Here is a 24,709-nt window from a genome sequence, read left to right on the forward strand (position 1 = left end):
ATACCGTTGCGCGCGTGGGCGTCTACTTCGACTCGGCCACCGCCACACCCCTGCATCCCGTTGCGCGGCAAGCGTTTCTGGCCGCGGTGGACGAGGGATGGGCCGATCCGGGCAAGCTCTACACCCAGGCCCGGCGGGCACGGCAACTGCTCGACGCCGCCCGGGAGGCGACCGCCGCGACGCTGGCCGTGCGCCCTGATGAGCTGCATTTCACGGCCGGCGGCGCCGACGCGGTGCGGCACGCCGTCACCGGCACCCGCCGGGCCCGCGGGCGGCGGCTCGTCGTGCACTCCGCCGTGGAGCACTCCGCCCTCATCAAGGCCGCCGGCGACGACGCCGTCAGCGTGCCGGTGTCGGTGACCGGACGCGTCGACCTCGACGCCCTGCGAGTTGCGGTGAATCCGCCGGAAGTGGCCATGGCGGCGGTCCAGAGCGCGAATCATGAGGTTGGGACGGTCCAGCCCGTCGAGGCCGCCGCCGAACTGTGCGCCGAGGCGGGGGTGCCGCTGCTGGTCGACGCCGCCCAGTCGATCGGCCGTATGGCGCTGCCCACGGGCTGGTCCCTCCTGGCCGGCAGCGCCCGCAAATGGGGCGGGCCGGCCGGCGTCGGTGTGCTCGCCGTGCGCAAGGGCACACGCTGGGAGCCGGCGTGGGAGGGCCCTGTCGACGTGCCGGCGATCGTGGCCGCGGCCGCGTCGCTGCGCGCGGTCGTCGACGAGGCGGCGGTCGAGTCGGCCCGGCAGAGCGCCCTGGTCGACGAGATCCGCCGGACCGTGGCGTCGACCGTGCCCGACGTGGAGGTGGTCGGCGAGCCGGACGAGCGGCTGCCGCACATCGTCACGTTCTCCTGTCTCTACGTCGACGGCGAGGTGCTGCTGCACGCCCTCGACCGGGCCGGCTTCGCCGTGTCGTCGGGCTCGGCGTGCACCGCCGACACGCTGCTGCCCTCGCACGTGCTGGCCGCGATGGGCGTCCTCACCCACGGCAACGTCCGGGTGTCCCTGCACCGCGACGTGTCGGCCGAGGACGTGCGCCGGTTCCTGGCCGTGCTGCCGTCGGTCGTCGGATCGGCGCGGGCGGAGGCGGGGGTGGCGGGCCTGTGAGCCTCGTCGTCGACGCACGCGGCAAGCGCTGCCCGCTGCCGGTCATCATGCTGGCGAAGCTGGCCGGCGGACAGCCACCCGGCACAGTGATCGAGGTGCTGGCCGACGACCCGGCGGCGGCCGTCGACATCCCGGCGTGGTGCCGCATGCGCGGCCACACGTTCGTCTCGACCGAGGGCGACAGCCACACCGTCAGGCTCTGAACGGCGCTGGACTCCGTGAAACGATATGGATCAACCGATCCGGCCGACCCGCTGCATATCGACGACCGCTGCCAGCCGTTCTCTGGAGGCGCCCGTGTCCGGGTGGTCCTCGCCGAGAATCCGGCGACGGTTGAAGAGCACATCTGCATGCAGCCGGTGCGCTTCGGCCAGATCGCCGACCACGCAACAGGCGTCGGCCAGCAGGCTTTGGGTGACCAGGGTGGTGGGGTCGGTCGGGCCGAAGATACGGCTCCTGGCCTCCAGACAGCTTCGGAGAAGTTCCACCGCGGCCGACGTCCGGTCGTCACGCACCAGCGCCCTCGCCAGGCCTTCGGCCGCGGCGAGCGTGGACTGATCTTCTGCGCCGAAGCGCCGGTCACAGATGTCGTGGACCAACTGGTGCAGGCGCACCCCGACAGCCGAGTCCGCGTCGACCAGAGCAGTCGCGAACTCGTACACCTCAACAAGCGTCTTGCGGTGCGCGGCCACCGCGGCGCCCACTTCGGCCTTCAACTCCGCTACCTCGGTCCGCCGACGCCGCTGAGTCTCACGCTTCTCGATCGAGGCCACTTGGCGCCAAGCCTTGAGCCACGGCTCATCGAACGGCGGACGGACCTCGCACACCGCCAGCAGCGCGCGCAGTCCCTCCATCGAGGGGAAGCGCTTGCCGCGCAGCCATTCCGAGATCGTGGTCCGAGCAATCGAAGTGCCGTTTGCCGAGCGAGCCGACAATGTGCGGTACGAAGGCCTGCCGATGAACACGTGCAGGCGGTCCAGGAGCTCGGCGAATTCTTCCTTGGATTCCGCAGCGTCCAGCGCTCTTTGGTTCACGTCAATGTCCAGGAAGGCTCGACCGGACTCGTCCGCAATGACCGGCGAGTTCAGTGCGACTCCCCCGCCGGCTCCGCGACAATGCCGTGCCCCAACCCGGTCAGGAATCTGATCCATTCATCAGCGCCGAACCGCAGCACCGGACCGTCGATGTCCTTGGAGTCGCGCACCAGCACAGATGCGCCGTCGATCGCAACCTCGACACAGTTGCCGGAGTTGCTTCTCGAACTCTTGTGCCAGTTGCGTTCCGGCGGCTCAACCGTCACCACGTCTCCCTCATATGGCCACGCCGTCGTCGCCCGGTTCGCCATGCGGCCAACACAACCATCCGCGATCAAGAACGGTCAGCGTTGGTCAAGTGTAGATATTCCTCAATGCGGAAACTACGGTACGGTACGCCGATTGTCCGCCTCAACCACGGCAAGCGCATCGTACGAGCACATTTACCTGAAGGTATGAGGCGTTCCGCAACATTGGTCAGCAGCGCACCCGCGAACTTCAGCACCGCGGTGGCGGATTCGAGAATGCCCGCCAGGTCCACGGGCATCAGGTAGCACAGCAGCAGCAGCACGCGTCCTCCTCCGGTCGCTCGACCACCCGGCCGCCGGGTGGCGATGGGACCAGTAGGGCGGCGGCTCGCGGCCGGTCCCAAAAGATCACGGCAAGGTCGGCCACAGGTCCGTCGGGGCCGGACGGCAGCCGAGCCGGCCTGGACACCCGGCGCCCAAGCCCGACCGCCGGCGTGCAATGCCGGACAAGGGACGACAACGACCGGACAATGCCGGACAGACCCGCCGAGGATCAGTGGCGGCAAATCCGATCAAATGGCGCGCTTGACCTGGGCCGGTGTCTCGGCCCGCCATGCAAACCCGCAGCGCTGGTGGCCGGCGGTGGCAACCCACCGAGCCAATGCCGGTTGCCGCTGTGGCCGGGCGGCGCGAGGTCAGGCGGCGCGCAGGCGGCGCAGCAGCAGGTATGCCTCGCAGCCCAGGCACAGACCGAAGACCGCGTTGAGGAAGGCCGCGACCAGGGCGAACAAGGCGCCGACGATGCCGAGGACGGTCAGGCCGGACAGGTAGCCGGCCACCGTGAGCAGGGCGAAGATGAGCCCGACCGCCTGCGCGAAACGGACCGGGGCGCCGTCCTCGCGCTCGGCCGGCGGGGCCAGCCGCGGCGCGATCAGGTAGCGGTAGAGCAGGCCGTAGGGCGTCAGGCGGGGGTCGTACGCACCGACGGCGAACACCACCGCCTGCGCCAACGCCAGCCAGCCGCTGCCGGTCAGCAGCACGATCACGAAGACGATCGTGGTCAGGGCCGCCGAGAAACGGGGTCCTCGTGGGTCGAGCGTCATGTGTCCTCCGCTCCGCTGCGGACCGGTCATGTCGCCAGCACCTCCGTCACCGTGGCCCGCAGGGCCGCCTGGTCGGGCACGCCGACCGTGCGCGTGGCGACACGGCCGGACCGGTCGACGACGAGGAGGGTCGGCAGGCGCCAGATGCCCAGCTCACGGACTGCGTCGAGGTGCTCGTCGGCATCGAGCTCGACGTGCCGGACACCGTCGAGGCCACCGGCGAGGTCGGCGCACACCGCCCGGACCCGGCGGCAGGGCGCGCAGGTCGCGGACGAGAACTGCAACAGGGTGACCGTGTCGCGGGCCGGCGGGAGCAGGCCCGGCGGCAGGTCGCCCTGGGCCGCACGCAGGCGGCCGTAGCGGGCCCGGTAAACGAGCCCGGCCACGGTCGCCGCGGCGAGCACCGCCAGGACCACGATCGTCACGGCGGCTACGATACTCCGATCCCTACCAAGCCGGTAGGGATAGTGAGCCGGTCGTCAGGCGGGCAGGTGGGCCCGGATCTCCTCGGCGGCCAGGTCACCGTACGACTCGGCGATGCGCTTGGTGAACTCGTCGGCCACGACGGAATACTCCTGGGGGCCGACCGTCTCCAGGACGAGCGCCGCGATCATCGAGCCGACCTGGGCGGCCCGCTCCAGGCTCAGGCCCCACGACAGGGCGGCGAAGAAGCCGGCGCGGAAGCCGTCGCCGACGCCGGTCGGGTCGTAGGCCTGGACACCCTTGATCACCGGCACGGTGATCTCGCCGTCGATCTCCCGGCCCCGGATGACGACGCCGTCCTTGCCCAGCGTGGTGACCAGGATGCCGACCTGGTCGAGCAGCGTCTCGGTGGTGAGACCGGCCTTCGACTCGAGCAGCTCCTTCTCGTAGTCGTTGGTGAGCAGGTAGGCCGCGCCGCCGACGAGCTTGCGGATCTCCTCGCCGGACATGCGGGCGATCTGCTGGGAGAAGTCGGCGGCGAACGGGATGCCCAGCTCACGGGCCTCCTCGGTGTGCCGGACCATGGCGACCGGGTCGTTGGCGCTGACCAGCAGCAGGTCGATGCCGCCGGCCCGCTCGTGGACGGGGTGCAACTCGATGTTGCGGGACTCGGACATGGCGCCCGCGTAGAAGGAGGCGATCTGGTTCATGTCGTCGTCGGTGGTGCACACGAACCGGGCGGTGTGGGCGATCTCGCTCACGTAGACCGAGTCGCAGTCGACCCCGTGCCGGGTCAGCCAGCTGCGGTAGTCGCTGAAGTCCGCGCCGACCGCGCCGACCAGGATCGGGCGCAGGCCCAGCAGACCCATGCCGAAGGCGATGTTTCCAGCAACGCCGCCCCGTCGGACGGTGAGGTCGTCGACCAGGAACGACAGTGACACCTTGTGCAGCTGGTCGGCCAGGAGCTGCTCGGCGAAGCGGCCCGGGAAGTGCATCAGGTGATCGGTCGCGATCGAGCCGGTGACGACGATCTTCATGAAAACCTCTGGGAGTCGGGGCGACAGGAACGACAGCCCAGACAGCCTACCGATCCCCGACACACAAAAGCCGCCCCCCGTTCATCCCGGGGAGCGGCTCACGTGATGAGTTCTGGTCGAATTCCCAGTTCTAGTGGAACGAGTCGCCGCAGGCGCACGAGCCCTGCGCGTTGGGGTTGTCGATGGTGAAGCCCTGGGCGTCGATGCGGTCGGCGAAGTCGATCGTCGCACCGGTGAGGTAGGGCACGCTCATGCGGTCGACGACGACCTCGAAGCCGTCGTAGGTGCTGACCTTGTCCCCGTCGAGCGAACGCTCGTCGAAGAACAGCTGGTAGCGCAGGCCGGAACAACCGCCGGGCTGCACCGCGACGCGCAGCCGGAGGTCGTCGCGGCCCTCCTGCTCGAGCAGGCCCTTCACCTTGAGGGCGGCATCCGTGGTGAGGCCGATGCCGGCCGGGTTGTCCGTCTGAGCGGGCTCGGCAAGCTGCGAAGCGGTCACGATCAAAGCTCCCTGCGGTGATGTCTACAGTTCCACCGGTGCCAACACCGCGACTCCCGATGGCATTCCCTTCTCATAGTGACACGGTTTCTGCTAGTGGCTCCACTGCCTGGCCAGGCGTCCTCCGAGTGCACGCAGGCCGTCCGCCGGGCGGGAGAGCGCTTCCTCGACGCTCTGGAAGTGCTCGACCAGCGAGTGGGCCTCGGTGACGCCGATCGAGGCGGCCTCCCGGCGGCCCGCGGCGATCCGGCCGGCGACGACCACGCAGGGCACGCCGCGGTCACGTGCGGCGTTCGCCACACCCGCCACGACCTTCCCGCGCAGCGACTGCTCGTCGAACGAGCCCTCGCCGGTGACGACCAGGCCGGCCTCATCCAGTTCCCCGTCCAGGCGGGTGAGCTGCCGGACCAGCCCGATGCCCGACTCGATCCGCCCGCCCATCGCCAGCAGCGCGGCGCCCAGCCCGCCGGCCGCACCCGCGCCGGGCAGGTCGGCGAGGCCCTCGGGGGCGGTCGGCAGCGTGGCCAGCACACCCGCGAAGCGGCTCAGCGCGCCGTCGAGCAGGAACACGTCCTCCCTGCCGGCGCCCTTCTGCGGGCCGAAGACGGCGCTGGCGCCGTGCAGGCCGAGCAGCGGGTTGTCGACGTCGGTCGCGGCGACCAGCACGGCGTCACGCAGCCGGGGCACGCCGCCCAGCGACGCGCAGGCGGCAAGCGCCGCACCGCCGTAGGGCAGGGCGTAGCCGGTCCCGTCCAGCGGCGCCGCGCCGAGTGCGGCCAGCAGGCCGGCGCCGGCGTCGTTCGTACCGCTGCCGCCGAGACCGACCACGACGGTGCGCGCGCCGGCCTCCACCGCCGCGAGCAGCAGCGTGCCCAGGCCGAAGCTTGTGGTGTGTTTCGGATCACGTTCGCCCGGGGCGAGCAGGTGCAGGCCGCACGCCTCCGCGCTCTCCACGTAGGCGGTGTCGTCGTCGAGCAGCACGTGGCCCTCGACCGGCCGGCCCAGCGGGTCGGTCGTCGGGACGGTGAGCAGCTTGGCCGACGGCGATGCGGCGGCGAGCACCGCCAGAAACCCCGGCCCGCCGTCCGACAGCGGCCGCAGTACCACCGAATCGTCCGGCTTCACGGCGCGCCACCCCTCGGCGAAAGCCTCCGCGGCCGAGACGGCTGAAATGGTGCCGGCGAATTTGTCGGGACAGACCAGGACGCGCATCCGGCCATTGTGCACGTCACACTCCTCGCCGTGACCGGGCATGGGACGATCGAGGGGTGACCTGGGTCGAACCTTCGCCAACCGCCACCGCGTTGCTGCTGCTCGGCCGCGGCGCCGACCCCGACACCGAGAAGGGTGTCGAGTGCCCCGGCGACCTGCCCGCACCGAGCGACCCCGGCCTGGTCGAGCGCGCCGCGCGCGCCAAGGCCGCCCTCGGTGACCGCGTCTTCGTGCTGGGCCACCACTACCAGCGCGACGAGGTCATCCAGTTCGCCGACGTGACCGGCGACTCCTTCAAGCTCGCACGCGAGGCCGCCGCCCGGCCCGACGCCGAATACATCGTGTTCTGCGGCGTGCACTTCATGGCCGAGAGCGCCGACATCCTGACCTCCGACAGCCAGCGGGTCGTGCTGCCCGACCTGGCCGCCGGCTGCTCCATGGCCGACATGGCCGCCCTGGTCCAGGTGGAGAAGGCCTGGGACCGGTTCGCGGAGCTCGGGATCGCCGGCGAGATCGTGCCGGTGACCTACATGAACTCGTCCGCCGACATCAAGGGCTTCGTCGGGCGCAACAACGGTGTGGTCTGCACCTCGTCCAACGCGGAGACCGCCCTGCGCTGGTCGTTCGAGCAGGGCACCAAGGTCTTCTTCCTGCCCGACCAGCACCTCGGGCGCAACACCGCGGTGCTCAAGATGGGCATGTCGCTCGACGACTGTGTGCTCTACGACCCGCACAAGCCGGGCGGCGGCCTCACCGACGAGCAGCTGCGCGGGGCGAAGATGATCCTCTGGCGCGGGCACTGCTCGGTCCACGGCCGGTTCACCCTCGACAGCGTCCACGACGTGCGCGAACGGGTGCCCGGAGTCAACGTGCTGGTCCACCCCGAGTGCAAACACGAGGTCGTCACGGCCGCCGACTACGTGGGCTCCACGGAGTACATCATCAAGACGATCGAGGCGGCCCCGGCCGGCAGCGCGTGGGCCGTCGGCACCGAGCTCAACCTGGTCCGCCGCCTGGCGAACGCCCACCCCGACAAGCAGATCATGTTCCTGGACCGCAACATCTGCTACTGCTCGACGATGAACCGCATCGACCTGCCCCACCTGGTGTGGGCGCTCGAGGAGCTCGTCGCCGGCCGGGTGCCGAACCAGATCACGGTCGACGCGGAGACCGCCCACCACGCGCGGGTGGCGCTCGACCGGATGCTCGCCCTGCCGTAAGCACCGTCACGTCGTGATCCGCCCGCGTGAGCCTCGTCGCTTTCGCGGGCGGTTCACTTTGCGGACCACACTGCCTTGAGGAGACGCTCCGTCACCCTGTGTGGTGATCCCTGTCGGAGTCCTGTCTTCGTGCCATCTGCGGCGTGCGGAGCGCTTCGCCATGCAGTACATGTGGATATGCTGCGCGGGCGATGCAGTGCGTCCAGCGCTTCAGCTTCACGCTGCGTCAGCATCAGCTTCCTACGTTCCTGCCTGCAGGAGGGGTTCCGTGACCAACTACGACGCCGGCGATGTCCTCACCGTCCACGGCGGCACGCCGCTGAACGGTGAGCTGCGCGTGCGCGGTGCCAAGAACCTCGTCTCCAAGGCGATGGTCGCCGCGCTGCTCGGCGAGACGCCGAGCCGGCTCTACGACGTCCCCGCGATCCGCGACGTCGAGGTGGTCACCGGCCTGCTCGAGCTCCACGGCGTGCGGGTCACCCGCGGCGCCCTCGACGGCGAGCTCGTCTTCGACCCGTCCAACGTCGAGTCGGCCAACGTCGACGAGATCAACGTCCACGCCGGCTCCAGCCGCATCCCGATCCTGTTCTGCGGCCCGCTGCTGCACCGGCTCGGCCACGCGTTCATCCCCGACCTGGGCGGCTGCAACATCGGCGGCCGGCCGATCGACTTCCACATCCAGGCGCTGCGCGAGTTCGGCGCCGTGGTGGACAAGTCCGAGAAGGGCATGGACATCACCGCCCCCGACGGGCTGCACGGGGCCAAACTGGAGCTGCCCTACCCCAGCGTGGGTGCCACCGAGCAGATCCTCCTGACGGCGGTGCGGGCCGAGGGCGTCACCGAGCTGCGCAACGCGGCCGTCGAGCCGGAGATCATCGACCTGATCTGCGTGCTGCAGAAGATGGGCGCGATCATCAAGGTGCACACCGACCGGGTCATCGAGATCCAGGGCGTGCCCCGCCTGACGGGCTACAACCACCGCCCGATCCCCGACCGGATCGAGGCGGCGAGCTGGGCCGCCGCGGCTCTCGCGACCCGGGGCGACGTGTTCGTCAAGGGCGCCCGGCAGGCCGACATGATGACGTTCCTCAACCTGTTCACCTCGGTCGGCGGCGCGTTCGAGATCGACGACACGCCGGGCGAGGGCGGCATCCGCTTCTGGCACCCGGGCGGCGAGCTCAACGCCGTCGCCATGGAGACCGACGTGCACCCCGGCTTCATGACCGACTGGCAGCAGCCGATGGTCGTGGCGCTGACCCAGGCCCGCGGCCTGTCGATCGTCCACGAGACGGTCTACGAGCGGCGGCTCGGCTACACCGCCGCGCTCAACCAGATGGGCGCCACCATCCAGACGTACCGTGAGTGCCTGGGCGGCACCCCCTGTCGCTTCGGCCGGCGCAACTTCATGCATTCCGCCGTGATCGCCGGCCCGTCGAAGCTGCACGCCGCCGACCTGGTGATCCCCGACCTGCGGGCCGGGTTCAGCCACCTGATCGCGGCGCTCGCCGCCGAGGGCACCTCCCGGGTCTACGGCGTGAAGCTCATCCAGCGCGGCTACGAGGACTTCGAGGGCAAGCTCAACGGCCTCGGCGCCCACGTCGAGCTCGGCTGACACCCGCCCGCAGCGGCGCCGCCGTCGATCGGCGGCGCCGCTGCGGGCGGGCTGCGCTGCTGTTCCTGCCCCGCGTGGGCTACCCTTCACGGCGTGCCGTCGCTGTTTCGCCGAAAGTCGGAAGACCCCGACACCGTTGCCGTGCCCGATGTCGAGGACACCGAGCCCGATGCCGCTTCGAAGGGACACACCCCGTCGAAGCGCGAGCTCGGCAAGGTCACCCCGAAGCGGATCGTCGCCGGTCGCCGGGTCGTCGAGCCGCCCGCGGCCAACCGGCGCGAGGCGGCCAAGCGCATGCGCGAGCGGATGCGTGCCGAGCGAGTCGAGGCGCGCGAGGGCATGGCCAACGGCGACGAGCGCTATCTGCTGCCCCGCGACAAGGGCCCGGTCCGGCGGCTCGTGCGCGACATCGTCGACTCCCGGCGCACGATCGGCACCTGGTTCTTCGGCACCACCTTCCTCGTGATGCTCGTGGGCTTCAACCGCAACCTCAACCCGAGCATCTACTTCGCGGCCAACGCGCTCTTCGGCGTCATGTTCATCGCCACCGCGATCGACAGCCTCCTGATCTCCCGCACCGTGAAGCGGCTGGTCAAGGAGCGGTTCCCGGACACCAACGAAAAGCTCGGCCGGCTGTACTTCTACGCGATCATGCGGGCCATCTCCTTCCGCTTCATCCGCAACCCCAAGCCTCAGGTCAAGGTCGGCGCCGCCATCTGAGACACGATTCGGCGGCGCCACGCCCCGCGACGGTGGCGTCGGGAGGGTCGGAGGCCGTACCCTCCCTTCGCGACCGGTCCACGGTGCATCGAGCGCGCTCGCGGCGAGCGCCGGTGCATGATGGGTGCCGGAGTGGGGCGAGGAGAGCGAAGCTGTGAGCGACGAGTACCCGGGAGCAGAGCCGGGAACCGCCGCGCCCACCTGGGCGGCCATGCCTACCGTGTCGTGGAACCGCATCCCGGAACAACGTCGCGACGAGCCGGATCCGTCCGCCGGCCGACGGCCCCGCGGGCCACAGCAGCCCCATCCGCACGGCGAGCAGCACCCGCCGCAGGACCACCTGCAGGGCGGCCGTCGCGCGCCGTATCAGCGCGGTCACGAGGAGCAGGGCCGTCCCGGTTACGGCGGTCCTCAGCAGGGCTACCCGCAGGGCGGTCCTGCTCGGCAGGGCGGCTATCCGGCGCAGGGCCACCCTCAGCAGGGCCACCCTCAGCAGGATCGCCCCCAGCAGGGTCACCCACAGGGCGGCCGCCCGCCGCAGGGTGCCGCCTACGGCCGCCCGCAGAGCCGCGCCCTGGACGGCCCGACCGACGAGGTGCCCCGGGTGCCGCGCGCCATGCGTGGCGCCGCCGGCAGCCCTCCGCCGCCCCAGGCACGACCGGCGGGCCGCGCCTCCGTTGGCGCGCCGCCGCCCGGCCGCAATCCGAACGTCCACAGTGGCCCGGCCGGCCACGGCGATCTGTCGCCCGGCCATGGCCCGGCGACATACGGCAGCCCCGCCGTCCACGGCGGCCGCGGCGCCCCCGGCCAGACCGATCCGGCCGTCCACGGCGGACGCGGCGGCCAGCCGTACGGCGGCCCACGCGGTGGCCAGCCCCACGGCGACCCGCGTGGTGGCCAGTCCTACGGCGACCCGCGTGGTGGCCAGTCCTACGGCGACCCGCGTGGTGGCCAGCCATATGGCGACGGACGCGGTGACCAGCCCTTCCGCAACCCACGCGGCGGTCAACCGCACGGCGACGGACGCGGTGACCAGCCCTTCGGCGACCCGCGCGGCGGTCAACCACCCGTCGAAGCGCGGGGCGGCCAGCAGGTTGCCGACCCGGCGCTCAACACCTGGGGTCCGACCCGGCCGGCCGCGCCCGCGACCCCGGCGGAAGCCCCCGTGAGCAGCGCACCTGCGGCGGAACCGTTCAGCACCTGGCGCCCGAACCGGCCGGCCGAGCCCACCACGCCCGCGGAAGCCCCTGTCTCCGCCGCACCCGTCTCGTCCGCACCTGTGTCGTCCGCGCCTGTGTCGTCCGCGCCTGTGTCGGCAGCCCCCGTCTCGGCAGCGCCTGTGTCGTCAGCGCCCGTCTCCGCGGCGCCGGTCTCCGCGGCGCCAGTCTCGTCCGCGCCAGTCTCGTCCGCCCCGGTTTCCGCGGCGCCGGTCTCCGCCGCGCCAGTCTCATCCGTCCCGGTCTCCGCCGCGCCGGTCTCCGCCGCGCCGGTCTCCGCCGCGCCGGTCTCCGCGGCGCCGGTCTCATCCGTCCCGGTCTCCGCCGCACCCGCCGGCCCCGCGCCCGGTGATCATGCGCCCGCCGAGCTCCTGTCCGCCGCGGCGGACACGTCAGCCGTCGCGCAGGGCACAGCCATGGGGAACTACCGCTCGGCGGCGCTCACCGGTGCGGGCATCGACGGGCTCCAGGCGACCGGATACCTGCCGATCGTCCGGCCCGGCGCCGACGGGTTCCCGCCCGAGCTGGCCGCGATCGCACCGCAGTCGCCGCCCGGGCCCCGCGCAGCCGAGCCGGCCGGACCCGACCCGGAGCAGATTCTGGCCTCGTACGTCTGGCGCTTCGACCCCGACACCCTCCGCGAGCAGATCGAGGGCGAGGAGATCGACAACCTCAACGAGGTCCGCGACCAGCTGACCGCCAAGCTCAACGGCGTCGCCGACAACCCGACCCGCGCCCGGCTGCTCAGCCTGCGCGCCGTCGTCTCGCGGATCCTCAACGATCTCCCCAAGGCGTTCGCCGACGGCAAGCTCGCGCTCGCGCACGCCGAGGCGACCGGCGAGCTGCGGCGGATCGCGATCGCCCAGGCCCGGCTCGCGCACGTGCTGCAGTGGCGGGAGGAGTTCGAGGAGGCCGACCGGCTGTTCACGCTGGCGAACTCGTCCGAGCTGCCCGACCGGCTGCGCGCCACGATGCACCAGCACGCCGGCAAATGCGCGTACGACCAGGGCCGCTACATGGAGGCGTGCAACCACTTCGAGCGGGCCCTCGACCTGCGCAAGGAGGAGGACCCGGAGCTCATCGCGCAGACCGAGCTGGCACTCGACGCGGTGTTCCGGCGGGTCGCCGAGAAGGGCTGGGGCCCGTACCCGCGGGCCCGCGAGGAGATCCTCCAGATCCGCAAGCCACCCTCCCCCGCGTTCGACGAGCAGACCCAGCGGTGGGGCTACATCGAGCCCGACGGTAACTTCGTCATCGGCCCCGGGTACCTCGACGTGCAGCCGTTCCGCGACGGCGTCGCCTGGGTGCAGCGGCAGGGGTCGGAGAACTGGGAGCTGATCGACGACACCGGCCGGGTGCTCATCGAGCCGCCCGCCGGCTACATCGGCGTCGGCAGCTTCTCCGACGGCATCGCCTGGGTGTCACGCGACGGTACGACCCGGTGGATCGCCATCGACAAGACCAACACGGTCCTGATCTCGACCGGCTACGACGACGTGCGGCCGTTCCGCCGGGGCGTCGCGGCGGTGCGGCGCGGCCCGCACTGGGGTGCCGTGGACGGGGTCGGGCGGGTCGTTGTCTCGTTCCAGTACGACGGCTTCGCGACCGCGCTGCTCGACGGCAGATACATCGACGGCTTCAGTGACGAAGGTCTCGCCGTCGTGTCGCTGGACGGCCGGAAGGGTGTGGTCGACCGGTCCGGGCGGGTGCTCGTACCGCCGATCCATCACACGCTGATGATCCACCCGGTGGCGTTCCTGATCGCCGACGACGCCCAGCGCTGGGGTGCGCTGGACCGGCGGGGACGGACGGTCATCGAGGCGACGTTCTCCAGCCGCACCGGGGTCACCGACGAGATCGACCGGCTGTTGGCCGACACCCGCCCGGTGATGTAAGGAGCGGCGATAGGGTCTGGGCCATGGAATATCGACACCTCGGCCGTTCCGGACTGCTCGTCAGCGAGATCTCCTACGGCAACTGGATCACCCACGGTTCGCAGGTCGAGGCCGACCAGGCCACCGCCTGCGTGCACGCGGCCCTCGACCTCGGGATCACCACGTTCGACACCGCCGACGTCTACGCCGGCACCAAGGCCGAGGTGGTGCTCGGCGAGGCCCTGAAGGGGCAACGCCGCGAGGGCCTGGAGATCTTCACCAAGGTGTTCTGGCCGACCGGCCCGGGCCGCAACGACCGCGGCCTGTCCCGCAAGCACATCATGGAGTCGATCAACGGGTCGCTGCGCCGCCTGCAGACCGACTACGTCGACCTCTACCAGGCCCACCGGTACGACTACGCCACCCCGCTCGAGGAGACGATGGAGGCGTTCGCCGACGTCGTGCACAGCGGCAAGGCGCACTACATCGGCGTGTCCGAGTGGAAGGCGGAGGAGATCCGCGCGGCCCACGCGCTGGCCCGTGAGCTGAAGATCCAGCTGGTCTCCAACCAGCCGCAGTACTCGGCGCTCTACCGGGTCATCGAGGCCGAGGTCGTGCCCGCGTCGGAGGAGCTCGGCATCGGCCAGATCGTCTGGTCGCCGCTCGCCCAGGGTGTGCTGACCGGCAAGTATCTGCCGGGCCAGCCGCCGCCGGCGGGTTCCCGCGCGACGGACGAGAAGTCGGGCGCCAACTTCATCGCGCGGCTGCTGAGCGACGAGGTGCTCACCGCGGTACAGCAGCTGAAGCCCCTCGCGGAGCAGGCCGGTCTGACGATGGCCCAGCTCGGCGTGGCGTGGGTGCTGCAGAACCCCAACGTGTCGTCGGCGATCGTCGGCGCGACGCGCCCCGAGCAGCTGCAGGACAACGTGAAGGCGTCCGGCGTGAAGCTCGACGCCGAGCTGATGAAGCGGATCGACGAGGCGCTGGCCCCGGTCGTGGTGAGCGACCCGGCACTCACCACGAGCCCGGCGCAGCGGCCGTAACGCTGGTGGAAGGGGCCGGCGCGGGCCGGCCCCTTCTCAGAAGGACCAGAACTTGAAGAGGCCGTAACCCATGCTGACATAGTTCGAGGGCATGCCCAGCACATCACCGATCCACTGGACCCCGCCGAAGAACCAGGCGTTGATCACCGGCGACCAGAGCAGCGCGATGAGCAGAAGCATGCCGTAGGGCGCCACGTGGTTGAAGCCGCGCTGCCACTGCGGGGACAGCCACGGGTAGAGCAGGTTGCCGCCGTCGACGCCCGGCATCGGCACGAAGTTGAGCACGCTCGCGGTCAGCTGGAGGAACGCCAGGAACGCCAGCGCCGCCCAGAACTCGAGGTGGCTGCTCTCGGCCACGCCCAGGCTGAACGGCAGGACCAGCACGACGGCCAGGAGCAGGTTCGTCGCCGGGCCGGCGAAGCTGATCAGGCTGTCGACGAACCGGCTGCGCACCGCCGCGTGGTTGACCCACACCGCGCCGCCGGGCAGGCCGATGCCGCCGAGGAGCACGAACACCAGCGGCAGAACGATCGACAGCAGTGGATGAGTGTATTTGAGCGGGTCGAGCGTCAGGTAGCCGCGGTGGGCGATGTCGTGGTCGCCGCCCTTGAACGCGACGACCGCGTGGGCGTATTCGTGCAGGCACAGCGAGATGGTCCAGCCGGCCGCGACGAACATGAACACGTTGATCTTGAGATTGCCGAACCCGGCCCAGGTCATCCAGCCGGTGACGACGAACAGCACGACCAGCCCGAGGAAGATCGGGCTGGGGCGGAACGCCTCACGCGGCAGCCTTGCGACCCGGTCGGTGTATCGACCGTACGACACGTGTCAGCCCCCCGCGGGTAGCAGGCTCATCTTGTACTCCGTGCGGTCGTCCTCCGTGAGGATCGCCGTCGTCGCGCCCTTGGCCACCAGCTCCCGCCAGGTCTGACCGAGCCACGACTCCGCGTCGGACTGGCTGGAAAACGCCTCGTTCGGACCATCGATCGGCCGCCGCTCGGCGTCTTCGAACTGCCACGTCCACGCCATTGGTCACACTCCCGTCCCAGGTAGATGACTTCGAGCGTATCGGCCTCACGGCCGTCAGCGGACTCCGGCCACCGGAAAGTACACGGAGGGCCTCTAGAGTGGCGGCATGCGGTTGCTGGTGCTCGGAGGAATCCGGTCCGGGAAGTCGGAAGTGGCGGAGGCGCTCGTCGCCGACGCCGAGCGGGTGCGGTATGTCGCGACGGCGCCCGAGGTGCACGGCGAGACTCCCGACGAGGGCTGGTCGGCGCGGATCGCCGCGCATCGCGCCCGGCGCCCGGAGCACTGGCGGACCGAGGAGGTGGGCACCGAGCCGGACCTGCTGGCGGATCTGCTCACCGGCGCGAAGCCGGAGGACGTCGTCCTGGTCGACGACCTGGGCGGCTGGCTGAGTGCGGTCTACGACGCGGCCGGCGACTGGTCGGACCCGTCCGCGGGCGACACCCGGATCGGCGCGCTCGCCGACGCGGTCCGCGCCTGCCCGGCGGCCCTGCTGGTGCTGGTCGGCACCGAGGTGGGCCTGACCGTCATGCCGATGACGGAGTCCGGCCGCACCTTCGCCGACGCCAACGGACTGCTCAACCAACGCGTCGCGGCGGCCTGCGACGGCGTCGCCATGGTCGTGGCCGGTGAGGTCAACTGGCTGCGCGGCGGCGAGCTGGTCGGCCACGCGGGCGGGCGGGAGCAGGCACCCGTTCCGGTGGCCGCCGCACCGGTACGTGACGAGACCCCGTTCGTCTTCGAGGGCGCGACCGCGGGGGCGGTGCTGTCCACCGCCGACAGCGGCGACATGCTGTCCTTCTCCCCCGGCCTGGAGCTGCCGCTGCCGGACGAGTCGACCGCGGCCGAGGCGGTGGAGCGGCTGCTGACGCTCCGGCTCAACGGCGCCGGCCTCGGCGGCCTGCTGCCGGTCGTTCGGTTCGCCGGCGGCGCGCAGGGCCGGCCCGACCCGCGGCCCTGGCAGCAGCCCCGGGTCCTGGTGCTGCGCGGCGACCGTGCGGGCGCGTTCGCGGCCGGCGACTCGGCGGCCGCCGCCGACCAGCGGCTCGAGGACGTCGTCGAGGGCACCGGCACGCTCGCGATGCTCGCCGCGACCGCCGGCGCCAGCGTCCAGGCCATCGACTGCCCCGAGAGCGGCCCGGCCGAGCTCCACGACGCGCTCGACGACAACAGCGTCGACGCCGCGCTGACGCTCGGCTGGCGGCTCGCCGACGCGGCCGCCAACGAGGGTGTCGACCTGCTGATCGTGGGCTCCTGCGGCGCCGGCTCCGACGCGGCGGCCGCGGCCCTCGTGGCGGTGCTCACCGGCGGCGAGCCGGCCGCCCTGCTCGGGCGGGTCGTCAACGCGGCCGGGTTCGTCGACGACGAGGCCTGGATGCGCAAGGTCGCCGCGATCCGCGATGCCCGGCACCGGATCCGGGCCCGCAGCCGCGACCCGCACGCCATCCTGTCGATGCTCGGCGGCGGCGACATCGCGGTGGCGACCGGCATCCTCATCGGCGCCGCGTCCCGGCGGCTGCCGGTCATGGTCGACGGGCCGGTCGGGATCGCGGCCGGCCTGGTGGCCCGGGACTACGGCGCGCAGACCCGCCACTGGCTGCTGATGCCCGACCACGGCGACAACCCGACCGTGAAACTCGCCGCCGACGTGCTCGGCATCACCCCGTTCCTGCAGCTCAAGCTCGGTCTGGGTGAGGGCGCGACGGCCCTGGCCACGCTGCCGCTGGTCAACACCGCCCTGACCATCGCCGCGGCCACCCCGCGCGCCCAGGCGGCCACGCCCGCCGACGAGGGGCTGACCGAGCAGGAGCGGATCGAGGCGGAGATCCAGCGGGTCGTGGCCGATTCGCCGACCGCGGAGATGCCGTACGTGAAGCCGTCGTGGGAGGACTGAGACTCGCCCTCACGCTGTTCACGGTCGCGCCGCTGCGGGCCGACCGGTTCGACCGTCCCACGGCCCGCACGGCGATGGCCCTGGCCCCGCTGGTGGGCGCCCTCCTCGGCGCCCTCCTGGGCCTGATCGGCTGGGCCGCGCGGGCGGCGGGTGCGACGCCGCTGCTGGCGGCCGCGATCGTGGTGGCCCTGGCCGTCCTGCTCACCCGAGGCCTGCATGTCGACGGCCTGGCCGACACGGCTGACGGCCTGGGCTCGTACGGTACCGCGGAAAAAGCCCTGGCAATCATGAAAAAATCGGACATCGGCCCCTTCGGCGTGGCCGCGATCGCGATGGTGCTCCTGATCGAGGCGGCCGCGGTCACCTCGTTGCTGGGCCCGGCAGGCGGTCCGACAGATGGCGGTTCGGGCCGGCTCGGCGGCTGGTCCGAGGGCCTTCCGGCCGGGGTGCACGGGCTCGTGGCGGTGGCGGCGGCCTTCGCCGCCGGCCGGCTGGCCGCCACGGTGGCCTGCCGCCGGGGCCTGCCGGCCGCCCGCCCGGACGGCCTCGGCGCCCTGGTCGCCGGGACGATCGGCGGCCCGCTGCTGGCGGTGACGGTCCTGGCCACGGCCGCCCTGGCCGCTCTGGCCCACCCGTGGCTCGGCCCGCTCGCCGTGGCCGGCGCGGTGGCCGTCGCGTGGCTGCTGACCGCCCACGCCCGCCGCCGTCTGGGCGGCGTGACGGGCGACATCATGGGCGGCGCGATCGAGCTGTCGACGATGACCGCCCTGGTGGTGCTGGCCATCGGCCACCAGGCGTGACGGGCCTCCGTGCGGCCGGCCGTCCCGGCATCCGGGCCCGCTGACAACCGCAGCGGGCAGCCGGGCCGGGCGAGGTCAGCGGACCGAGGACTTCACGAACGGGGGCTTCACCACGCGGACCTGGGAGCGGCGGCCCCGGACGTCCAGTGCGACCTCGTCGCCCTCGGTCACACCCGACGCGGTGTCGATCAGGGCCAGCCCGATGCCCACCTTGCGGGTGGGGGAGAACGTGCCGCTCGTCACCTCGCCGATCGTGTCGTCGCCCGAGGCCGCCAGGACCCGCATGTGGGCCCGCGGGATGCCGCGGTCCATGGCCTCGATGCCCCACAGGAGGCGGCGGGGGCCTTCGGCCTTCTCCGCCAGGAGCGCCTCGCGGCCCCAGAAGGCCGGCTTCGACCACCCCACGGCCCACCCGGCCCGCGCCTGGACCGGCGTGATGTCGAGGGACAGGTCCTGGCCGTGCAGGGGGTAGCCCATCTCCGTCCGGAGGGTGTCCCGGGCCGCCAGGCCGCAGGGGCGGACCCCGCCTTCGACGAGGGCGTCCCACAGCGTGTGCGCGTCGTGTGACGGTACGACCAGCTCGTATCCGTGCTCGCCGGTGTACCCGGTGCGGCAGACGACGACGTCGGTGCCCCGGTAGGCGGAGACGGTGAAGCTCATGTAGTCGTGGTCGGTCGGCAGGCCGAGGGACGCCAGCAGCTCCGCCGAGCGCGGGCCCTGCACCGCGAGCACCGCGAAGAGCTCGTGCTGGTCGACGACCGAGATGCCGTTGGGCGCGGCCGCGGTGAGCCGGCGGACCACCTCGGCGGTGTTGGCCGCGTTCGGGATGAGGAACACGTCGTCGTCGCCGAACCGGTACGCGATGAGATCGTCCACCACGCCCCCGGCATCGTCGAGGCACAGGGTGTACTGCGCCTGGCCGGCCGCGATGCGGTCCAGGTCGTTGCTGAGGCACCGGTTGACGAACGCCGCGGCGCCGCGACCGCGCACCCGGGCCTTACCCAGGTGCGACACGTCGAACACGCCGACGTCCTCCCGGACCGCGGCGTGCTCCTTGAGCACGCCGCCGCCGGCGTATTCCAACGGCATCTCCCAGCCACCGAACGCCGCGAATTTGGCACCGAGCGCCGCATGGCGGTGATACAACGCGGGGTGCCGCAAGGGTTGCGTCATGCCCGCAACCTATCGCGTTGGTTATCGTGTCCAGCACCCGATTCGGCGGCATGCTGGAGCTGCGGTCAACGCCGCGGTCGAAATGCCGTGAACGACACCATCAGCGATGTGGAGCCCGAGTGACCTCCCTGACCCTCGTCGACACCGACCCTGCCGAGCTCGCCGTCGACGCCGTTGTCGTCGGCGTCTATGCGCATGAGGGGGGTGACGCCAAGTTGCTGCTCGCCTCAGGCGCGGAGAGCGTCGCCGCCGCGTTCAGCGACCGACCGGGCGGCGGGCTGGCCGAGACCCTACGTGTGCTCGGCGCGACCGGCGCGGTGGGCGAGGTGACGAAGGTCGCCGCGTTCGGTGCCGTCACCGCGCCGCTGGTGGTCGCGGTCGGGCTCGGCCCGGAGCCGGCGGGCGCCGCGCCGGCGGCGGAGACGCTGCGCCGCGCGGCCGGGTCGGCGGCCCGGGCCCTCGCGGGGTCGGCCTCGATGGCCCTCGTGCTGCCACTGTCGGACCGCGACACGCCCACCGACGAGGAACTGACCGCGGGCGTCCGCGCGGTCGCCGAGGGCGCCGTGCTCGGCGCCTACCGCTTCGCGGGCTACAAGACGAAGCCCGCGGCCGGCCGGCGCGACCCGGTGCGTAAGGCTGTGATCCACGTCCCCGACGCCGGCGCCAAGGCGGCGAAGGCGGCCCTGAAGCGCTCCACGACGGTCGCCGCCGCCGTGGCCCGCACCCGTGACTGGATCAACACCGCCCCCAACGAGCTCCGCCCGCCCCAGTTCGCCGACTCGGTGGCCGCGGCCGCCGCGGAGGCCTCGCTCGAGGTGTCGGTGCTGGACGAGAAGGCGCTGGCGAAGCAGGGGTACGGCGGCATCCTCGCGGTCGGCCTGGGCTCGGCCGCCGCGCCGCGGCTGGTGCGGATCGCCTACGAGCCGGCCGGGGCGACCCGGCGGGTGGCGCTGGTCGGCAAGGGCATCACGTTCGACACCGGCGGCGTCTCGATCAAGCCCGCCGCGGGCATGTGGGAGATGAAGTCCGACATGTCCGGCGCCGCGGCCGTCGCCGCCGCCATGATCGCGATCGCACAGCTCAAGCCGAAGGTCGCCGTGGTCGGCTACGCGCCGATGGCGGAGAACATGGCCTCCGGCAGTGCGTACCGGCCGGGCGACGTCGTCTCGATGTACAACGGCAAGCAGGTCGAGGTGCTCAACACCGACGCCGAGGGCCGCATGGTCCTCGGCGACGCGATCGCCCGGGCGTGCGAGGACGAGCCCGACTACCTGTTCGAGGTCTCGACGCTCACCGGCGGCCAGGTCATCGCCCTCGGCAAGCGGATCTCCGGGGTCATGGGCACGCCGGAGCTGTGCGAGCGGGTCCGCGGCGCCGGCGAGCGGACCGGCGAGCCGGTGTGGCCGATGCCGCTGCCCGAGGACGTGCGCAAGGGCATGGAGTCGGACGTGGCCGACATCTCACAGGTCAACTCGGGCATGGACCGGGCCGGTCACATGCTCCAGGGCGGCGTGTTCCTGTCCGAGTTCGTGACCGAGGGTGTCCAGTGGGCGCACATCGACATCGCCGGGCCGAGCTACCACTCCGGTGAGCCCTTCGGCTACTGGTCCAAGGGCGGCACGGGCGTGCCGGTGCGCACGCTCGTCGAACTGGTGGAGGAGATCGCCGCCGAGCGGTAGGCGGCCGGCCGCGTCAGGTGGTGGAGCGCTTGTTGCGGGCGTTGTAGTCCCGCATCCGCTGCGGATAGCCCACCAGCGCGACATCGTAGATCGGCATGCTCAGGCGGTGCGCGAACTGGCGCGCCGCCTGAGGGCTTTCCATGCGCCGGCGGGTCCACTCCCCGTCGTGCGCGATCAGCAGGAGTGTCGTCTCCGTCACGGTCGTGCGGGGCTCGATGAAGCCCTCGACGCCGCGGCGCGAGCGGACGAACTCCTCGAGATGGGCAAGATCCTCACGGCTCGCGGTGCGCCCACCGGCTGCCGGCCTGCGTCGGCGAAACCACGCCACGATCCGCTCCTCCCCTGTCAGTTCGCCGCCCAGCGTACGACGGGAGGGCACGTTTGCAGTGCCCCCGTCACGCTGGTAGGGCACCTACCGTCGCAGGCGGGCAGTACAAGTGACAAGATGGCCAAGGATCGTCATGCGAAGGGCGAACCCCGCATTCGCACCGCCACGGGCCGCCGGGGCCCGTGCATCACCTGGGAGAATCCGTGAGCGACCCACACGCCAACTCCTTCGACGTCCTGATCCTGGGCGGGGGCAGCGGCGGCTACGCGGCAGCGTTCCGTGCCGCGCAGCTCGGCCTGTCCGTCGCGCTGGTCGAGAAGGACAAGCTCGGCGGCACCTGCCTGCACCGCGGCTGCATCCCCACCAAGGCCCTGCTGCACGCCGGCGAGGTCGCCGACGCGGCCCGTGAGGCGGAGCAGTTCGGCGTCCAGGCCACGTTCAGCGGCGTCGACATGAAGGCGGTCAACGCCTACAAGGACGGCGTGGTCACGAAGCTGTACAAGGGCCTGCAGGGCCTGGCCAAGGCCCGCAAGGTCCAGCTGATCGAGGGCGAGGGCCGCCTCGTCGCGGCGGACGCCGTCGAGGTCGGCGGCACGCGGTACACGGCGAAGAACATCGTGCTCGCCACGGGCTCCTACTCGAAGACGCTCCCGGGCCTGGTGGTCGACGGCGAGCGGGTCATCACCAGCGAGCACGCGCTCGGCCTCGACCACGTGCCCGCGTCGGCCGTGGTTCTCGGCGGCGGCGTCATCGGCTGCGAGTTCGCCAGCGCGTGGAAGTCGTTCGGCGTCGACGTGACGATCGTCGAGGCGCTCCCGCGGCTGCTCGCGGTCGAGGACGAGGCCAGCTCCAAGGCGCTGGAGCGCGCGTTCCGCAAGCGCGGCATCGCGTTCAAGGTGGGCAAGCCCTTCGAGGGCGTCGAGCGCACCGACAGCGGCGTGAAGGTGTCCATCCAGGGCGGCGACACGATCGAGGCGGAGCTGCTGCTCGTCGCCGTCGGCCGCGGCCCGACGACCGCCAACCTCGGCTACGAGGAGCAGGGCGTCAAAATGGAGCGCGGCTTCGTCCTCACGGACGAGCGCCTGCGCACCTCGGTGCCCAACGTCTACGCCGTCGGCGACATCGTGCCGGGCGTCCAGCTCGCGCACCGCGGCTTCCAGCAGGGCATCTTCGTCGCCGAGGAGATCGCCGGCCTGCACCCGCAGGTCATCGACGAGGCCGGCATCCCCCGGGTGACGTATTCCGAGCCCGAGGTCGCGTCGGTCGGGCTCAACGAGTCCAAGGCCCGCGAGCTGCACGGCGACAAGATCGAGACGGTGCAGTACGACCTCACCGGCAACGGCAAGAGCCAGATCCTCAAGACGGCCGGCTTCGTGAAGCTGGTCCGGGTCCAGGACGGCCCGGTCGTGGGTGTCCACATGGTGGGCAGCCGGGTGAGCGAACTGATCGGTGAAGCCCAGTTGATCTACAACTGGGAGGCGTTCCCGGGCGACGTCGCCCCGCTCGTGCACATGCACCCCACGCAGAACGAGGCACTCGGCGAAGCGCATCTGGCGCTGGCCGGCAAGCCGCTGCACGTTCACTGATCACTGGCACCCGACCGCCCACTGTCAGCACATTTTCAGAGCAACAGTTTCGAGGAGTCGTTTCACATGCCGGTATCGGTAACCATGCCCCGGCTGGGCGAGAGCGTCACCGAGGGCACCGTCACCCGTTGGCTCAAGCAGGAAGGCGACCAGGTCGAGGCCGACGAGCCGCTGCTCGAGGTCTCCACCGACAAGGTCGACACGGAGATCCCGTCACCGGCCGCCGGCGTGCTGACGCGCATCGTCGTGCAGGAGGACGAGACCGCTGAGGTCGGCGCCGAGCTCGCGGTGATCGGCGACAGCGCCGGCGGCGGCGAGGCCGCCCCGGCCGCGGCCGCACCCGCCCAGGAGGCGGAAGAGGCGCCGCAGGAGGAGGCCCCGCAGGAGGCCGAGCCGGAGCCGCAGGCCGCCGCCCCGGCCGCGGAGCCGCCCGCCGCGGGCGGTGGCGAGACCACGCCGGTGAAGATGCCGGCGCTGGGCGAGAGCGTCACCGAGGGCACCGTCACCCGCTGGCTCAAGCAGGTCGGCGACCAGGTCGAGGCCGACGAGCCGCTGCTCGAGGTCTCCACCGACAAGGTCGACACGGAGATCCCGTCGCCGGTCTCCGGCACCCTGCTCGAGATCAAGGTCCCGGAGGACGAGACGGTCGAGGTCGGCGCCGAGCTGGCCACGATCGGCGCCGCGGGTGCGGCCCCGGCCGCGAAGGCCGAGCCGGCCCCGGCCAAGGCGGAGCCCGCGAAGGCGGAGCAGCCGGCCCAGCACGCGCCGGCTGCGGAGGCCCGGCCCGTACAGCAGCCGGCCGAGCCGCAGCCCGCGGCCAAGGCGCCGGTGCAGGCCGGCCCGCCCACCAGCGTGACGGCGGCCCCCAGCGGCAACGGCAAGGTCGAGGGCGACGAGGCCGGTTACGTCACGCCGCTGGTGCGCAAGCTCGCCGCCGAGCACGGCGTGAGCCTCTCGACGCTGTCCGGCACAGGCGTCGGCGGGCGGATCCGCAAGCAGGACGTCCTCGACGCCGCGGCCAAGGCGAAGGAGGCCGCGGCCAAGCCGGCCGAGGCTCCGGCGGCCGTCCAGGCGCCCGCCCCGGCCAAGGCGGCCCCGAAGGCGGCGCCGAGCCCGCTGCGCGGCCAGACGCAGAAGCTGACCCGCATGCGGGCGCTGATCGCGCGGCGGATGGTGGAGTCGCTGCAGATCTCGGCGCAGCTCACCACCGTCGTCGAGGTCGACGTCACCAAGGTGGCGAAGCTGCGGGAGAAGGCCAAGCAGCAGTTCCTCGAGACGCACGGCGTGAAGCTGTCGTTCCTGCCGTTCTTCGCGCTGGCGGCGGTCGAGGCCCTGCGGGTGCACCCGTCGGTGAACTCCTCGATCGACCTGGAGGCGGGCACCGTCACGTACCACGACGCCGAGCACCTCGGCATGGCGGTCGACACCGAGAAGGGCCTGATCGTCCCGGTCATCAAGAACGCCGGCGACCTCAACCTCGGCGGCCTGGCCAAGCGCATCGCCGACGTGGCGGACCGCACCCGCAACAACAAGCTCAACCCCGACGACATCACCGGCGGCACGTTCACGCTGACCAACACCGGCAGCCGGGGCGCGCTGTTCGACACGCCGATCATCAACCAGCCGCAGGTCGCGATCCTCGGCACCGGCGCGGTCGTCAAGCGGGCCGTCGTGGTCAAGGACCCGGAGCTCGGCGAGGTCATCGTGCCGCGGTCGATGGTCTACCTGGCCCTGTCGTACGACCACCGGATCGTCGACGGCGCCGACGCCGCGCGCTTCCTCACCACCGTGAAGGAGCGCCTGGAGGCCGGCAACTTCGAGGCCGACCTGGGCCTGTAGCACACGACGGCGCCGCGGCGGGAGGGGTCACCCCAT

25 protein-coding genes are annotated in these 24,709 nt (G+C 71.9%); 12 read left to right on the plus strand and 13 right to left on the minus strand.

The window, feature by feature from the left end; all coding sequences use genetic code 11:
- Positions 1-14 precede the first annotated feature (14 nt).
- Entirely contained in the window at positions 15-1,103 is a 1,089-nt protein-coding gene (locus tag Dfulv_RS39575) for a cysteine desulfurase family protein (protein ID WP_406567867.1), read from the plus strand.
- A 47-nt stretch (positions 1,104-1,150) separates the two neighbouring features.
- Entirely contained in the window at positions 1,151-1,306 is a 156-nt protein-coding gene (locus Dfulv_RS39580; RefSeq protein ID WP_259869124.1) for a sulfurtransferase TusA family protein, read from the plus strand.
- A 30-nt stretch (positions 1,307-1,336) separates the two neighbouring features.
- On the opposite strand, the gene Dfulv_RS39585 is transcribed toward Dfulv_RS39580, so the two are convergent.
- The 8 genes from Dfulv_RS39585 to Dfulv_RS39620 form a co-directional block, all read right to left on the minus strand.
- Positions 1,337-2,137 (minus strand): helix-turn-helix domain-containing protein, encoded by an 801-nt coding sequence (locus tag Dfulv_RS39585; RefSeq protein ID WP_259858930.1) that lies wholly within the window; start codon positions 2,135-2,137, stop codon positions 1,337-1,339.
- Positions 2,138-2,187: 50 nt separating this feature from the next.
- Positions 2,188-2,448 carry a DUF397 domain-containing protein gene (locus tag Dfulv_RS39590; RefSeq protein ID WP_259858931.1) on the minus strand — a complete coding sequence of 87 codons (261 nt, stop codon included), beginning with the start codon at positions 2,446-2,448 and terminating at the stop codon, positions 2,188-2,190.
- Positions 2,449-2,471: 23 nt separating this feature from the next.
- On the minus strand, positions 2,472-2,708 hold the full coding sequence (locus Dfulv_RS39595; RefSeq protein WP_259858932.1) for a hypothetical protein: 237 nt from the start codon (positions 2,706-2,708) through the stop codon (positions 2,472-2,474).
- 372 nt (positions 2,709-3,080) lie between these two features.
- Positions 3,081-3,488, minus strand: a complete 408-nt coding sequence (locus Dfulv_RS39600) for a DUF4395 domain-containing protein (RefSeq protein ID WP_259858933.1) — start codon at positions 3,486-3,488, stop codon at positions 3,081-3,083.
- 26 nt (positions 3,489-3,514) lie between these two features.
- Entirely contained in the window at positions 3,515-3,913 is a 399-nt protein-coding gene (locus tag Dfulv_RS39605; protein WP_259858934.1) for a TlpA family protein disulfide reductase, read from the minus strand.
- A gap of 54 nt (positions 3,914-3,967) precedes the next feature.
- The gene (locus Dfulv_RS39610; protein ID WP_259858935.1) at positions 3,968-4,948 is read right to left on the minus strand and encodes a carbohydrate kinase family protein; all 981 of its coding nucleotides are present in this window, start codon (positions 4,946-4,948) and stop codon (positions 3,968-3,970) included.
- Between the two features lie 130 nt (positions 4,949-5,078).
- Positions 5,079-5,447: a HesB/IscA family protein gene (locus Dfulv_RS39615; RefSeq protein WP_259858936.1), complete on the minus strand. Its 369-nt coding sequence runs from the start codon at positions 5,445-5,447 to the stop codon at positions 5,079-5,081.
- A gap of 93 nt (positions 5,448-5,540) precedes the next feature.
- On the minus strand, positions 5,541-6,659 hold the full coding sequence (locus Dfulv_RS39620) for a glycerate kinase family protein (protein ID WP_259858937.1): 1,119 nt from the start codon (positions 6,657-6,659) through the stop codon (positions 5,541-5,543).
- A gap of 56 nt (positions 6,660-6,715) precedes the next feature.
- On the opposite strand from Dfulv_RS39620, the gene nadA reads away from it, so the two are divergent.
- From nadA to Dfulv_RS39635, 3 genes are all read left to right on the plus strand, one after another.
- Positions 6,716-7,879 (plus strand): quinolinate synthase NadA, encoded by a 1,164-nt coding sequence (gene nadA, locus Dfulv_RS39625; protein ID WP_259858938.1) that lies wholly within the window; start codon positions 6,716-6,718, stop codon positions 7,877-7,879.
- A gap of 268 nt (positions 7,880-8,147) precedes the next feature.
- Positions 8,148-9,491: a UDP-N-acetylglucosamine 1-carboxyvinyltransferase gene (murA, locus tag Dfulv_RS39630; RefSeq protein WP_259858939.1), complete on the plus strand. Its 1,344-nt coding sequence runs from the start codon at positions 8,148-8,150 to the stop codon at positions 9,489-9,491.
- Positions 9,492-9,584: 93 nt separating this feature from the next.
- Positions 9,585-10,211, plus strand: a complete 627-nt coding sequence (locus Dfulv_RS39635) for a DUF3043 domain-containing protein (protein ID WP_259858940.1) — start codon at positions 9,585-9,587, stop codon at positions 10,209-10,211.
- On the opposite strand, the gene Dfulv_RS39640 is transcribed toward Dfulv_RS39635, so the two are convergent.
- Positions 10,189-11,274 (minus strand): hypothetical protein, encoded by a 1,086-nt coding sequence (locus Dfulv_RS39640; RefSeq protein WP_259858941.1) that lies wholly within the window; start codon positions 11,272-11,274, stop codon positions 10,189-10,191. The genes Dfulv_RS39635 and Dfulv_RS39640 overlap by 23 nt on opposite strands.
- Before the next feature lie 570 nt (positions 11,275-11,844).
- Between Dfulv_RS39640 and Dfulv_RS39645 the strand changes: the two genes are divergently transcribed.
- Entirely contained in the window at positions 11,845-13,323 is a 1,479-nt protein-coding gene (locus tag Dfulv_RS39645) for a WG repeat-containing protein (RefSeq protein WP_259858942.1), read from the plus strand.
- Positions 13,324-13,346: 23 nt separating this feature from the next.
- Positions 13,347-14,345, plus strand: a complete 999-nt coding sequence (locus Dfulv_RS39650) for an aldo/keto reductase family protein (protein WP_259858944.1) — start codon at positions 13,347-13,349, stop codon at positions 14,343-14,345.
- Between the two features lie 36 nt (positions 14,346-14,381).
- Here the strand turns inward: Dfulv_RS39650 and Dfulv_RS39655 are convergent, their stop codons facing one another.
- Complete coding sequence (locus tag Dfulv_RS39655; RefSeq protein WP_259858945.1) at positions 14,382-15,173, minus strand: site-2 protease family protein; 792 nt, start codon at positions 15,171-15,173, stop codon at positions 14,382-14,384.
- Positions 15,174-15,176: 3 nt separating this feature from the next.
- Positions 15,177-15,377 (minus strand): hypothetical protein, encoded by a 201-nt coding sequence (locus Dfulv_RS39660; RefSeq protein ID WP_259858946.1) that lies wholly within the window; start codon positions 15,375-15,377, stop codon positions 15,177-15,179.
- A 106-nt stretch (positions 15,378-15,483) separates the two neighbouring features.
- On the opposite strand from Dfulv_RS39660, the gene Dfulv_RS39665 reads away from it, so the two are divergent.
- Positions 15,484-17,268 carry a bifunctional adenosylcobinamide kinase/adenosylcobinamide-phosphate guanylyltransferase gene (locus Dfulv_RS39665; protein ID WP_259858947.1) on the plus strand — a complete coding sequence of 595 codons (1,785 nt, stop codon included), beginning with the start codon at positions 15,484-15,486 and terminating at the stop codon, positions 17,266-17,268.
- Positions 17,256-18,068, plus strand: coding sequence for an adenosylcobinamide-GDP ribazoletransferase (locus Dfulv_RS39670; RefSeq protein WP_259858948.1), 813 nt, complete (start codon positions 17,256-17,258; stop codon positions 18,066-18,068). Before Dfulv_RS39665 ends, Dfulv_RS39670 begins: the two co-directional genes overlap by 13 nt.
- 75 nt (positions 18,069-18,143) lie before the next feature.
- Here Dfulv_RS39670 and gcvT read toward each other — a convergent pair whose 3' ends face one another.
- Positions 18,144-19,241 (minus strand): glycine cleavage system aminomethyltransferase GcvT, encoded by a 1,098-nt coding sequence (gene gcvT, locus Dfulv_RS39675; protein WP_259858949.1) that lies wholly within the window; start codon positions 19,239-19,241, stop codon positions 18,144-18,146.
- Between the two features lie 119 nt (positions 19,242-19,360).
- Between gcvT and Dfulv_RS39680 the strand changes: the two genes are divergently transcribed.
- Entirely contained in the window at positions 19,361-20,920 is a 1,560-nt protein-coding gene (locus tag Dfulv_RS39680; protein ID WP_259858950.1) for a leucyl aminopeptidase, read from the plus strand.
- Positions 20,921-20,933: 13 nt separating this feature from the next.
- On the opposite strand, the gene Dfulv_RS39685 is transcribed toward Dfulv_RS39680, so the two are convergent.
- On the minus strand, positions 20,934-21,248 hold the full coding sequence (locus Dfulv_RS39685) for a hypothetical protein (protein ID WP_259858951.1): 315 nt from the start codon (positions 21,246-21,248) through the stop codon (positions 20,934-20,936).
- A 203-nt stretch (positions 21,249-21,451) separates the two neighbouring features.
- On the opposite strand from Dfulv_RS39685, the gene lpdA reads away from it, so the two are divergent.
- Together lpdA and sucB are read left to right on the plus strand one after the other, a co-directional pair.
- The gene (gene lpdA / locus Dfulv_RS39690) at positions 21,452-22,834 is read left to right on the plus strand and encodes a dihydrolipoyl dehydrogenase (RefSeq protein WP_259858952.1); all 1,383 of its coding nucleotides are present in this window, start codon (positions 21,452-21,454) and stop codon (positions 22,832-22,834) included.
- 66 nt (positions 22,835-22,900) lie between these two features.
- Positions 22,901-24,673: a 2-oxoglutarate dehydrogenase, E2 component, dihydrolipoamide succinyltransferase gene (gene sucB, locus Dfulv_RS39695; RefSeq protein ID WP_259858953.1), complete on the plus strand. Its 1,773-nt coding sequence runs from the start codon at positions 22,901-22,903 to the stop codon at positions 24,671-24,673.
- The last annotated feature ends 36 nt before the right edge of the window (positions 24,674-24,709 follow it).

Source organism: Dactylosporangium fulvum, assembly GCF_025137375.1.
GTDB lineage: Bacteria > Actinomycetota > Actinomycetes > Mycobacteriales > Micromonosporaceae > Dactylosporangium > Dactylosporangium fulvum.